A 12,851-nucleotide genomic window follows, 5' to 3' on the forward strand; every position below is an offset into this window, starting at 1 on the left:
TACAAGAGTTAAAGGTACGATGAATCAAGCCCTCCATTGAGATATATGAACTACCAAAATTATTTTATAATTTTAAAGAAATATAGTTACGTCGAGAATCAATAAAAATTTGCTTTACATTAATTAAAACGACAAACATGAAACATGAATGGAGAAAGAAAGAGAAAGAGATATATCTACCCAAGAACAAACCTCAAACAATAAAGGTACCTCCTTATAAATACTTAACAATTGAAGGTCAAGGAAACCCTAACAACCAGGCTTTCTCCGAATACATTGGAGTTTTATACTCGTTATCATATGCTATCAAAATGAGCTATAAAAAAGGAAGTAAACCTGAAGGCTATATTGATTATACAGTTTATCCTCTGGAAGGTATCTGGGACATTAATGAAGAAGCAAAAAAGAATTTTACGGGTACCATAAATAAGGACGATTTAATATATAAATTAATGATAAGGCAGCCTGATTTTGTTGACACAGACTTTGTTCAGCAAATAATAGCACAAACAAAAGATAAAAAACCACATAAATTATTGAGTTCTGTAAAATTTGAAACAATAGAAGAAGGAACTTGTATACAGATGCTGCATTTAGGAAGCTATGATAACGAACCTGAGAGTTTCAAGCTTATGGAAGCATATGCTACAGAACACGACTTGGAACGACACTCAAAAATTCATAAGGAAATATACTTGTCGGATGCCAGAAAAACTGCACCAGAAAAATTAAAAACAGTATTAAGATTTCAGGTAAAACCTAAAAAATGTAAAAGTAACGAAGTGACTTCTTTTGAAGCCATTTAAAGGCGTAATAGATTTTCTAATGCATTTTCCGGGTTCATAGCTTCTTGCCTACACTGGCCCCGGGGCTATTGTTCTGACCCGCCCTGCGGTTTCTTTATTGGTAATTGGGTATTCAAATGGGAATTACTCATTAGCTGAAAATTATCGAATATGCTTATAGAAAAATTGTAACCCTCTATATTTTAATTGAAGATGCTCCATAGATTGACCCTCAAAGCTCACACTCTAAACCTTATACCAGAAACCCTTCAACTCGCCAACTTAACGACTTAACAACGCCTCAACATAGCAACTCTCCAACTTCGCAACTTAAAGATATCGGCACATACTTCACATGAAGACATAAAAAAAGAGGAATCTAACGATTCCTCTCTTTTTACTAAAGTATATAGACTTTCTAATACTCTGCTTTCTTACGCGCCGAATAATTAATTTTTAGCGCTTGCGCTTTACGCAATGCCTGCTTAATTTCGGTAATAATACCCATCGGACAATCAAAATCAGCTTTGATTGAAGTAGTCATCTTAGGACGATCACTTTCTTTCATTGCATCACGCTCTTGCGCAATATAACTTTGAATGTCAGAAACAGTAGCAAAGGCATCGTTTAGCTGAACTCGAGGTTCAGTACCATACATTCCTTGGTACTTTTTAGTTGGAAGACCCACATAAATATAGGTCACCAAACTTTTCTTCTCCAGTTTAGCTAGCTCTGTCGCTTCAGGAACCTGAATCTTCACTTTTAAATCCACCTCTTTCATAGTTGTTGATACCATGAAAAAGAATAAAAGCATAAATACGATATCAGGCAAAGAAGCTGTACTAATAGCAGGAGTAGCTTTACCCCCTTTTTTTCTAAACTTTGCCATAATTATTTACCGATATTTTTAGGTTCAGCCTCAGAAATACGTTGAGGAAAAATTGTACGAACAATCTTTTGTTCATCACTATCCAATTCTTCGTAATCTTTACCCCATTCTTTCCGAGCAAATTCATTTCTTACCTCAGTATAAGCTCTTTGAAGTTCATTTTGAACCATCAAATAGGCTTGATATTGAGTACCGTTATCATTCTGCAAAGAAATTACACCTTTTGATATCTCACATATTCTGAAATTTTCCACTTCAACTTGTTTGAATTCTGGCAATTTCGCATCTCTATCTGGATTCAATATAAATTTCTTAGCTGCATCCTTGAGTTCTTCTACCCTCATTGGTTTACCTTTCACCAATAATTGATTTTTACTGTTCAAAAGAACTGTAAAAACGTTCCTATCTTTAATTGGTGGAGTATCTTCAATTTCATCAGGTACTGGTGGTGGCAAACGTCTAGCCAAACCTGTATCTGTAGACATGGTAGTAGTTACAAGGAAGAATATTAGCAGAAGGAATGCGATATCGGCCATAGAGCCGGCATTCACTTCTGGTATTTCTCTTTTTCCCATAATTACCTCCTAATTATTTGAATAATCTTGACAATTCACCTCCAAAGATGGCAACAACCACAAGACCTAAAAGTACGTAAGTACCATAAAGGAATGCACCTGCTAACTTAAGCATTGAAGGAACATTATCCTGTCCTTCATAGCCACCTAAATCCATTGGTGTTCCGTCAGCAATACTGTATGACACAAGTCCAATCACAAACAAAACTGCAATTGAAATTAAACTTCTAACAGCATTTTTCGGATTCATTACTACATGCATTACTTCAAATAGGATGGTAATAGCAGCAGCTCCTACTACTAAAAACTTAGCCCAATTCAGAATCGTATCAGTGTAAACTGGTGTTAGAAAAGTTTCTCCAGGAACTTCACCTCCTGTAAAAAACATAATCGTTAACACGGCAGTTACAGCTATCAATGCATATAGTACAAAACTTAATATTTTTGAAAGCTTACCCATGTTCTAATTATTTTTTCAAGTTGTATTTTACCAAGATATCTAGTAATGAAATAGAAGCATCTTCCATACTATTTACAATACCATCAATTTTAGAAACGATGTAATTGTAAAATACCTGAAGAATGATAGCTACGATCAAACCAGATACAGTAGTAATAAGTGCTACTTTAATACCTCCTGCTACAGCAGTTGCTGAGATATCACCCATTGCTTGAATCTTGTCAAAGGCTTCAATCATACCGATTACTGTTCCCATAAATCCAAGCATAGGAGCCAGTGCGATAAATAAAGAAATCCATGTTAAACCTTTTTCTAACAGACCCATTTGTACTGATCCGTATGAAACAACAGATTTCTCTACTACTTCAACACCCTCATCAATACGGTCTAAACCTTGATAGAAAATAGAAGCAACAGGTCCTCTAGTGTTTCGACACACTTCTTTTGCAGCTTCAACACCACCTTCAGCCAAAGAATCTTCAATACTTTGAAGTAATTTTTTAGTATTAGTAGAAGCAAGATTCAAATAAATGATTCTTTCAATTGCTAATGCTAATCCAAAAATTAAACATAAAAGTACGAAACTCATAAAGATAGCTCCACCTTCGATGAATTTTGCTTTAATTTGTTTGTGAATCCCCTTAGGGGCTTCTACATCATCCATTGCGGCCATATCATCTACGGCTGCTTCGTCCACATTTTCAGTGGCAACTTCCTCAACAGTTTCTACTTCTTCTGCACCAGTTTCATCCTGAGCGTAAATAGTTGATGCTCCGAAAGTCATCATCCCGAAAACTGCAAAAAACGCAAATAGCTTTTTCATAGTCTGTAAAAAATTTTTGATTTGTATTAGTTTGTTAATACTATAGTTTAATTGCTAATAATTCCCTTTTTAAAGCAATAAACAAGTTAATAAATGAAATTCTTAGATTTTCGGGTGTGCAAATTACAAAAAAATCAGGAAATACAAACTGTTTAGATATAGATTTCCCCTTTTAATGATTTATTTAAACCAATCTTCACTTCTTCGATATTTATCGCATTACCTAACAGGTACATAAGCTTGGTGATGGCAGCCTCGGTTGTGATGTCTCCTCCACTAAAAACACCCATTTCTAACAAATGTAAACCTGTTTCATACCTTTCCATGGCTACACTTCCGGCTAAACATTGCGTAACATTTAAAATAATGAGCCCTTTTTGCACCGCTTTTTCAACCATTCCTAAAAAACGTTTGTCCGTTGGCGCATTACCTGAACCAAATGTCTCAAGCACCAGCGCCTTCAGTCCCGGCGTTTGTAATATGGTTTCTAAAAAGGCCTCATTCATACCTGGAAACAACTTTAACAATCCTACATTATTATCCATCTTTTTGGCCACAGAAAACGGAGCTCCCTCTTTTATTTTTTGAATATACGGGTGATTATACTTTATGTGTATGCCCACTTCGGCCAGTGGCGGGTAATTATCGGATCGAAAAGCACGAAAATGCTCTGCATTATACTTGGTGGTTCTGTTTCCCCGGAACAGTTTATCCTGAAAAAATATACATACTTCAGGTACCATAGCTGCTCCTTCATGATAGGTTGAAGCAATATCCAATGCTGTAATCAGATTCTCCTTACCATCGGTACGTATGGTACTCAGGGGTAACTGACTACCGGTAAACACCACAGGCTTGCCTAAATTCTGCAACATAAAACTTAAAGCACTGGCGGTATAGGCCATGGTATCGGTGCCATGCAAAACCACAAATCCATCGTAGGCACAATAATTCTCTTCGATGATAGTACCTATTTTTAACCATATCTCTGGATTCATATCAGAAGAATCCACGATGGGATTAAAAGAAGTGCTATCTACACTAAAATCGAAACGTTTTAATTCAGGCACCTTTTCTTCTATCATAGAGAAATTAAAAGGTATAAGGGAGTTTGTTTCCGGATCATTGGCCATACCAATGGTTCCCCCTGTATAAATGATGAGTACTTTACGTTTCAATTCAATCCTCCTATATTATAATTTAATCTTAAACAAATGACAGTCTGGTATTTTTTTGTACGGCATGCTTTTATCCTCAATGGGTATTACAAAGCAAAAAGACGTCTTGCATTTTGTGATGTGATTCTATCAACTTCTTCTTCGGTAGTAGCAAACAATTCTGCCACTTTATTTTTTACATGCTGCACATACAAAGGTTCATTTCTTTTACCTCTATATGGCACAGGCGTCAGATATGGTGCATCAGTTTCCAACACCAGATCATCTAGGCTAAGCTGTTTTACTACATCCCCAAGCCCTGAATTTTTAAATGTTAATACACCATTAATTCCTAACTTAAAACATCCATAACTTAAAAATTTTCTGGCCTGTTCTAAATTTCCTGTAAAACTATGGCATACACCCCATACTCCATCCAAGCTAACACTATCAAGTACCTCAAAAATGGTATCAAAGGCTTCTCTAACATGAAGAACCACGGGTAAATGGTATTTTTTTGCCCAACCAATTTGAATTTTTAAAGCGGCTACCTGCTCCGCAATATAAGTTTTATCCCAGTATAGGTCGATTCCTATTTCACCAACAGCACAAAACTTTCTTTTTTGAAACCATGCTTCCATGGCAGCTAACTGTTGCATAAATTCACTGCCCACTGAGGTTGGGTGCAAACCCATCATTGAAAGACACTTATCAGGATACTTATCCTGAATATGCAGCATGGGTTCAATGGAATCCAAATCCACGTTGGGCATTAAAATATACTCCACTCCTGCAGCAAATGCCCTTTGAATCATTTCATCTCTATCCTCATCAAATTGTTCAGAATATATGTGTGAATGTGTATCTATAACCGACATAAAGTATTTCGTCCTAAAAAAATATTTCCCAAAAATAATCATTTGAGCCTATTAATATCATGAATCTCTGCTTCTTTTAAACATTTTTAAGTGTCCACACTGCAAAATCAGAATATCCAAGCAAGTGATTCATATATCTCAAATAGAAAACCCTGAAGAGAATCAATCCATTCAGGGTTTTAATGATTATTTTCTTCTTCTCATTTTCTTATACAACTCCCTGAGCAATCATGGCATCTGCCACTTTTACAAAACCACCCACATTGGCACCTTTGATGTAGTTAACTTTTCCATTCAATTCTGTACCATATTGAACGCACACCTTATGGATGTTAATCATAATTTCATTCAACCTTTTATCTACTTCTACCTCATTCCAGTTAAATCGCATGCTGTTTTGACTCATTTCTAGTCCTGAAACCGCAACTCCACCAGCATTAACAGCCTTACCAGGTGCAAAAATAATTTTTTCTGTAGCTAAAAATGCGGCTTCTGCAGTACATCCCATATTAGAAGCTTCTGCAATCAACTGACAACCATTTTCAATTAACATCTTACAGTCATCCTCATTTAATTCGTTTTGAATTGCACAAGGAATAGCCACGTCGACTTTTTGTTGCCAGGGTTTTTTACCTTCGAAAAATTCAACACCATATTTTTCGGCATAAGGTTGAATCACGTCCTGATTTGAAGCGCGCAATTCTAACAAAAAGTCTATTTTTTCTCCTGACACTCCTTCCGGATCATAAATATATCCATCTGGTCCTGATAAAGTAACCACTTTACCTCCCAATTCAACGGCCTTTTGAGCTGCCCCCCAGGCCACATTACCAAAGCCGGATAAAGCCACAGTTTTTCCTTTCAAGGTTTCTCCCTTGGCGGCCAACATTTCACGGACAAAATAAATTGCACCAAAACCAGTCGCTTCTGGACGAATGAGGCTACCTCCAAACTCTTGCCCTTTTCCGGTTAATACTCCTGTAAATTCATTACGTAATTTTTTATACTGACCAAAAAGATAACCTATTTCACGACCGCCAACACCAATGTCACCAGCTGGAACATCCGTGTTAGGTCCAATATGACGGAACAACTCACTCATAAAGGCCTGACAAAAACGCATTATTTCATTATCAGACTTTCCTTTCGGATTAAAATCAGATCCTCCTTTACCGCCTCCCATAGGCAGACTGGTCAGACTGTTTTTAAATGTTTGCTCAAAACCTAAGAACTTTAGGCCACTCAGGGTCACACTAGGGTGAAATCGCAGACCGCCTTTATAGGGACCTATTGCGCTATTAAATTCTACTCTAAAGCCCCTATTCACCTGAACTTCGCCGCTATCATCAACCCATGGCACTCTGAACATGATAACACGCTCAGGCTCTGTCATACGCTCAAGTATCTTAGCTTTTTGATAATGTGGATTTTCTTGATAAAAGTCCCAAACTGTTTCTACAACTTCTTCAACAGCTTGTAAAAATTCATCCTCTCCCGGATTTTTCATCCTAACACCATCTATAAACTCTTTTATTTTTGCATCCATGGTAATACGTTTAAATTGCGTTTGTTTAAAATCAAAATTATATAATTCAAAATATCTAAATTATGACTTTTAACAACATTTTAAGTTTTTAAATTAAAAGCGCGTCACAAACCAATAAAAAAGAGGACTTCACCCCTTACACTAGCTACTCGTATACAAAACACTTTTAAATTGTAAGTCATTTATCGTTTCAGGAGTTTATATATATAATCCAAGTCCATATATTGACGTATATAATCCGCCAACTGATCGTAATTTTTCTCCTTATATTCTACATAGTCAAAGTCATGATTTTCTACACCGAATTCACCTAACAGTTCGTTTATAACAACTTGATTATCCAGTATACCATGAAAATAGGATCCCCAACATTTCTCATTTACCCAACAGCCCTCATCGCTTCCATCCGGCAACTTGTTCACTGGCATATATGCTTCATTTACAGGATTTGTTTTACCCATATGTATTTCATAACCATGACACAGTTCATCCTGATCTTTAAAGTAAAAATCACCTTGTTCTGTAACTTTAGAATTTTCCAGAACGGTTTCTACCGGAAGCAAGCACAGCCCCTCAGTTTCCAATGCTGCACCTTCGATACCATCAGGATCTTTGATGGCAACACCCATCATTTGATACCCACCACAAATACCGATAACTGTTTTACCATTCCTGTATGCATTTTGTATTTCCTGATCTACTCCCAGGGACTTGAGCCTATTTAAATCAGCGATCGTGTTCTTGGAGCCAGGAAGAATAATGATATCTGCATTTTTTAATTCTTCCTTTTCTAAGGTATAATAAAGATGAACCGAAGGATGCATGGACAAAGCATTAAAGTCGGTAAAATTCGAGAGCTGCTCTAATCTAACCACTGCAATATTTACCTTACCCGCAATGGCGTGTTTATTCTTATTAGTAAGACTAACTGAATCTTCTTCTTCTATATATAAATCGGCAAAATGAGGCAGTACACCAACAACTGGTTTTCCTGTTAATTCCTCCAATATTTGTTTTCCTTCCTCAAACAAACGTGCATCCCCCCTGAATTTATTAACAATAATCCCTTTCACCGCCTCTTTCTCTTCCTGTGTCAGCAAGGCAATTGTACCATACACACTTCCAAAAATGCCTCCACGATCTATATCAGCCACCAAATATACATCTGCTCCAGTTCTCAATGCAATACGCATATTGGTGATATCTCTCTTTTTTAGGTTTAGCTCAGATATGCTTCCTGCTCCCTCCATAACAATAGGATTAAACTGAGCATTCAGTTTTTGAAAAGAATCCACTGCTGCTTCAAATAATTCGGCCCTGTCATTCTCCTTAAAATACGCATAGGCAGACTGATCACCAACCGGCTTACCCAGCAACACTATTTGAGACTTCATCTCTCCCGTTGGCTTCAACAGCACCGGATTCATATAGACCGAGGGCGCCGTCTGGCATGCTTCAGCCTGAACAGCCTGTGCCCTTCCTATCTCCAGTCCTTCGGGAGTTGCATAACTATTGAGCGACATATTTTGCGCCTTAAAGGGAGCCGGATTAAAACCATCCTGCTTAAAGACCCTACAAAATCCTGCATTTACCAAGCTCTTTCCCGCATCCGAACATGTGCCCACAAACATTATAGGCCTTAGTTTATGATTGTTCATATTATTATAAAATTAATAGACATTCAATAATCACCTAGCTCAACACCCAAGCCGAGTTAAGATGCTCCAAAGGTAATATTATAGTATTTGAATGAGTAAATATTCGCAATGCTAAATTAATTTCATTCATGGTCTTGCTTTATTTTACTACAACCCTATTTATATTTTTCCCAGGCACAGAACAGGTATCTAACTGATCTAATGAACACTTTAGCTTTACGCATCTATATATTTTGTTTTTTATAAGCAAAAAGAAGAAATTGCCTTTCAAATAACTAAAAAAAAATTCAACAAACGCACTGATGAAAATATTGACTTTTATTATCGTTTTAGCCAGCTTGATTAGCTGTCAAAACAAATCAAAAACTTTATACCAAAACTCAGATTTTTCCATTTATCCTAACAAGGTAACCCAAGGCCCTTTTGTAGCAGAAGTACAACCCGATGGTTCCATTACCAGCAATTACAAAAGTCCCTCCAACCAACCACCCCAAAGAACCATAGAAATCAAATTCAGTATTAACCAAAAAGACAACGAATTACCCTTTGCCACCAACCATCAAATTGTAGTGAAACCTAAAAATGGACAATATACCACGCCCCTGATTACTTTTGGGAAGCAATTCATTGATAAAGAGCCTGGTACACATGAAGCCCTAGAGTCCGACATCAGCATGACTGTAAAATTAGATATGAACCCTGTATTCCAATCTTTTGAAAAAGATGGATATTACCAAGACTTGAACGGGCATAAGATTTATAAGGAAGATTTTAAAGGTGTTTTTTTGGCTGGTAACATCACGCCCCTCAACTTTGATTTTGAAAACCTACAAGAAAACGTACAGTTAAAAGACAGCAATAACGACCACATTTACGAACTTACTATAGACATTAACACCTTTGACCCCGATAGATACGTTAAGCCCCAATGGAAGCTTTCAAAGGATATTTCAAACTATCCACAATTAAAAAGCGACCATCAGTTAATAGAAGCATTGTACAACATGGCTTTGGAAGAGACTGTATTACTAAGCGAACAAGACGGGACCTTTAGGACAGGTGCCAAATGGTCTGGAGTCTGGACGAGGGATGTAAGTTATTCTATCGTTTTAGGCATGGGCATGGTTGATATTCAAAGAGCTAAAAAATCGTTGTTAAAGAAAACAAACAGAAACAGGATTATTCAAGATACAGGATCAGGAGGGGCATGGCCAGTATCATCCGATAGAACAACCTGGGCTATGGCTGCTTGGGAGATATATTTAATATCAGGCGATCCATTGTGGTTAGATTACTGTTATCAGGTGATCAGCAATAGCGTAGAAGACGACAGGATAGTGGTTTTTAACCCAGACTATGGATTGTACCGAGGAGAGTCATCATTTTTAGATTGGCGTATTCAAACCTACCCAAGATGGATGGACAATGTAGATATCTATAGTTCCATGAATCTGGGTACCAACCTGGTTCATTACCGAACCTTGCACATCCTATCAAAAATGGCTGAACTACAGAAACAAACAGTGCAAGCTGAAAAATATGCCCAATGGGCAGCCCAACTAAAAGAAGCCATCAACCAACATTTTTGGAATGAAGAAAAAGGATATTACTCCCAATACCTTTACGGCAGAAACTTCACATACCATTCACCAAAATCCGAAGCACTTGGAGAGAGCTTCTCTGTACTATTTGATGTTGCCGATGACAGAAAGGCATCCGTGATTGAAAACACCCCTGTTCTTACCTGGGGTATTCCTTGTGTATATCCGCAGATACCAGATATTCGACCATACCATAATAATGGAATCTGGCCTTTTGTACAATCCTTTTGGAATATGTCTGCGGCCAAAGCAGCAAACGAAACAGCCTTAGAACATGGACTAAGCGCCTTATACCGAGCATCTGCTATGTTTTTGACCAATAAAGAAAATATGGTGGCTGAGAACGGAGATTTCATAACAGCACTCAACTCTGACAGACAATTATGGAGTGTTGCAGGCAACTTGGGTATGGTATATAAAATATTGTTTGGTATTCAATTTACGCCAGATAATAAAATTACTTTTTCGCCTTTTATCCCCCAAAGCTATCGTGGTGAAATGCAGTTAAGCAATTTAAAAATAAGAAACAAGGAGTTTACCATTACCATTAACGGATACGGAAACCAAATAAAGACATTTATATTAGATGGCAAAGAAAGTGCTTTACATGAGGTGTCACTGGTGGGAAAAGCAAAGCATACGATAGAAATAGAAATGGCCAATAAGACTATTGGAGGCCGCATAAACCTGGTGCACAACAAATTTCATTTAAACACCCCACAAGCACATATTCAAAAAAACACACTCATTTGGAACAAAATTGATGGTGCACAAGCATATGAGATCTTTAAAAACGGTCAACCATTAGAAACCTCCAAAGAAAACTATATCGATCAGCTAATAACAAATGCCGAATATACAATCAGAGCCATCGATAAACAAGGTGACATGTCATTTTTAAGCGAACCTGTTTTATACAGTCCGGAATTAATTAGAACGAATATTAAACCCTTTACCAAAGACAAAGGCCTTACTGTAGACGCATCTCCCAAAAACTTCATTGAAGTTTCCAAAACAAAAAACAGAACGCTGGAGTGGACAACTTCTATTACGGAACCAGGCCATTACAAACTTTATTTTGAATATGCCAACGGCAATGGCCCTTGGAATACAGACAACAAGTGCGCCATCAGAACACTATGGATTAACAACACCAAGGTAGCACCTATCATCATGGCGCAACGAGGCTTAAATGAATGGGCCAACATTGGCCATTCCAATATAATAGATGTTCAATTGAAAAAAAGTAAGAATACCTTTAAAATCAGCTTTGAGCCAGAGAACGAAAATATGAATTTTGATAACAACAAAGCTCTCATAGGAAATATGTGCATGATTAAAACAGAATAATATGGGCTCCAATAACTAAAAAGCTTCGCTAATGGATAGGTATAAACCTCTATTATCTTTCCCAAAACCATAATCCATGCGAACATTCAATCGGGGTTGGATTTCATATCTGACCCCGACCCCAAAATTAGTCAGCCATTGATTCATATAGCTGTAAGATGGAGCAACCGAGCCAATGCCTACCCAACTCACAAAACCCCAAGAACTGTTATAATTTCCTTGTCGATTGCTTGTACGTCGTGAGAACATATGACGGTATTCCATGATTCCAAAAAACATACTCTTATCTCTAAACCTACCCATTTGATATCCACGTAGATCAAACATTGTTCCTAAATACGGTAACTCAGTCCAAGGCACCGATCCGTCTGCGTAAATACTTTTGGCCTGCATAGCCAGCGTTTTTCTGTAAGCCAATGAAAAATACTTGCGTGCATCTATGGTTAACTTAGTAAATTGATGTCCGGAGAGATTAATAATCTTGTTATATTCAGAAAATGCGATACTAAACAAGCTACCATCATGCGCATTTTGCACATTATCACGACTATCGTACTCTATCACAAAACCCAAACCTACATTTGATATATCTGTTCCATACTGATTTACATATACTTCTTGAGTCATAAAATCATTGAGCAGAGTAGCACTGGTGTTATTAACATCATAGCTCAAACCAAGGAAAAGACTGTTGGTTATTTTTTTTACAACCTGTCCTTCAAAAGACCACCATTGACGATGATAATTCGTAGTTTGATTAGAACTGGAACTGCGATTACCGGCTTCGTACCCTACCCCCCAATAATTATCTGGCATATCCCTATAATAAAAACGTCCCAGTATTCTATACTTATCATCTTTACCATATAAATAAGGAAAACACGAAAAAGAAATGGAATTATTGGTACTGTAGCCCAACGAAAAAGGAATACTTGATCTTCCCAAAATAGGATTATCTGCTTGCACTTTAAACGAAATCAATGCACCTGCTGTCATCATCAACTCCAATTCTGGAGAATAAGAAGGAGCAATATATGGCGTAAGCATAAAATTTTTTACCAAACCAGCATTTGTTAAAGAATCTGTACTAGACTGCGCTATTGTTGAATGCAAACAAATACTCCAACAA

11 protein-coding genes are annotated in these 12,851 nt (G+C 37.1%); 2 read left to right on the forward strand and 9 right to left on the reverse strand.

The window, feature by feature from the left end; all coding sequences use genetic code 11:
* Nucleotides 1-137 precede the first annotated feature (137 nt).
* Nucleotides 138-806, forward strand: a complete 669-nt coding sequence (locus tag CYTFE_RS25625; RefSeq protein ID WP_044213544.1) for a GyrI-like domain-containing protein — start codon at nt 138-140, stop codon at nt 804-806.
* 397 nt (nt 807-1,203) lie between these two features.
* Here CYTFE_RS25625 and CYTFE_RS0108115 read toward each other — a convergent pair whose 3' ends face one another.
* From CYTFE_RS0108115 to CYTFE_RS0108150, 8 genes are all read right to left on the reverse strand, one after another.
* Nucleotides 1,204-1,674: an ExbD/TolR family protein gene (locus tag CYTFE_RS0108115; protein WP_027471399.1), complete on the reverse strand. Its 471-nt coding sequence runs from the start codon at nt 1,672-1,674 to the stop codon at nt 1,204-1,206.
* A 2-nt stretch (nt 1,675-1,676) separates the two neighbouring features.
* Entirely contained in the window at nt 1,677-2,249 is a 573-nt protein-coding gene (locus CYTFE_RS0108120) for an ExbD/TolR family protein (protein WP_027471400.1), read from the reverse strand.
* Between the two features lie 13 nt (nt 2,250-2,262).
* On the reverse strand, nt 2,263-2,709 hold the full coding sequence (locus tag CYTFE_RS0108125; protein ID WP_027471401.1) for a hypothetical protein: 447 nt from the start codon (nt 2,707-2,709) through the stop codon (nt 2,263-2,265).
* Nucleotides 2,710-2,716: 7 nt separating this feature from the next.
* The gene (locus tag CYTFE_RS0108130; RefSeq protein ID WP_027471402.1) at nt 2,717-3,532 is read right to left on the reverse strand and encodes a MotA/TolQ/ExbB proton channel family protein; all 816 of its coding nucleotides are present in this window, start codon (nt 3,530-3,532) and stop codon (nt 2,717-2,719) included.
* A 152-nt stretch (nt 3,533-3,684) separates the two neighbouring features.
* Nucleotides 3,685-4,710: an asparaginase gene (locus tag CYTFE_RS0108135; RefSeq protein WP_027471403.1), complete on the reverse strand. Its 1,026-nt coding sequence runs from the start codon at nt 4,708-4,710 to the stop codon at nt 3,685-3,687.
* A gap of 86 nt (nt 4,711-4,796) precedes the next feature.
* Nucleotides 4,797-5,567 carry a TatD family hydrolase gene (locus tag CYTFE_RS0108140; RefSeq protein WP_027471404.1) on the reverse strand — a complete coding sequence of 257 codons (771 nt, stop codon included), beginning with the start codon at nt 5,565-5,567 and terminating at the stop codon, nt 4,797-4,799.
* Nucleotides 5,568-5,775: 208 nt separating this feature from the next.
* On the reverse strand, nt 5,776-7,113 hold the full coding sequence (gene gdhA, locus CYTFE_RS0108145) for an NADP-specific glutamate dehydrogenase (protein WP_027471405.1): 1,338 nt from the start codon (nt 7,111-7,113) through the stop codon (nt 5,776-5,778).
* Between the two features lie 182 nt (nt 7,114-7,295).
* Entirely contained in the window at nt 7,296-8,771 is a 1,476-nt protein-coding gene (locus CYTFE_RS0108150; RefSeq protein ID WP_027471406.1) for a cobyric acid synthase, read from the reverse strand.
* A 302-nt stretch (nt 8,772-9,073) separates the two neighbouring features.
* Between CYTFE_RS0108150 and CYTFE_RS0108155 the strand changes: the two genes are divergently transcribed.
* A complete protein-coding gene (locus tag CYTFE_RS0108155; protein WP_027471407.1) occupies nt 9,074-11,722 on the forward strand; it encodes an alpha-L-rhamnosidase-related protein in 2,649 nt (882 codons plus the stop codon).
* Nucleotides 11,723-11,737: 15 nt separating this feature from the next.
* Here CYTFE_RS0108155 and CYTFE_RS0108160 read toward each other — a convergent pair whose 3' ends face one another.
* Complete coding sequence (locus tag CYTFE_RS0108160; protein ID WP_152541803.1) at nt 11,738-12,784, reverse strand: BamA/TamA family outer membrane protein; 1,047 nt, start codon at nt 12,782-12,784, stop codon at nt 11,738-11,740.
* Nucleotides 12,785-12,851: the final 67 nt, after the last annotated feature.

The sequence above is a fragment of the Saccharicrinis fermentans DSM 9555 = JCM 21142 genome (genome assembly GCF_000517085.1).
In the GTDB taxonomy this organism is placed as follows: Bacteria; Bacteroidota; Bacteroidia; order Bacteroidales; family Marinilabiliaceae; genus Saccharicrinis; species Saccharicrinis fermentans.

What these genes read in the sequence shown, in the direction of transcription:
- gdhA (WP_027471405.1), bottom strand. Translation starts at nt 7,113, where the DNA reads ATGGATGCAAAAATAAAAGAGTTTATAGATGGTGTTAGGATGAAAAAT.
- CYTFE_RS0108150 (WP_027471406.1), bottom strand. Translation starts at nt 8,771, where the DNA reads ATGAACAATCATAAACTAAGGCCTATAATGTTTGTGGGCACATGTTCG.
- CYTFE_RS25625 (WP_044213544.1), top strand. Translation starts at nt 138, where the DNA reads ATGAAACATGAATGGAGAAAGAAAGAGAAAGAGATATATCTACCCAAG.
- CYTFE_RS0108130 (WP_027471402.1), bottom strand. Translation starts at nt 3,532, where the DNA reads ATGAAAAAGCTATTTGCGTTTTTTGCAGTTTTCGGGATGATGACTTTC.
- CYTFE_RS0108140 (WP_027471404.1), bottom strand. Translation starts at nt 5,567, where the DNA reads ATGTCGGTTATAGATACACATTCACACATATATTCTGAACAATTTGAT.
- CYTFE_RS0108155 (WP_027471407.1), top strand. Translation starts at nt 9,074, where the DNA reads ATGAAAATATTGACTTTTATTATCGTTTTAGCCAGCTTGATTAGCTGT.
- CYTFE_RS0108120 (WP_027471400.1), bottom strand. Translation starts at nt 2,249, where the DNA reads ATGGGAAAAAGAGAAATACCAGAAGTGAATGCCGGCTCTATGGCCGAT.
- CYTFE_RS0108115 (WP_027471399.1), bottom strand. Translation starts at nt 1,674, where the DNA reads ATGGCAAAGTTTAGAAAAAAAGGGGGTAAAGCTACTCCTGCTATTAGT.
- CYTFE_RS0108125 (WP_027471401.1), bottom strand. Translation starts at nt 2,709, where the DNA reads ATGGGTAAGCTTTCAAAAATATTAAGTTTTGTACTATATGCATTGATA.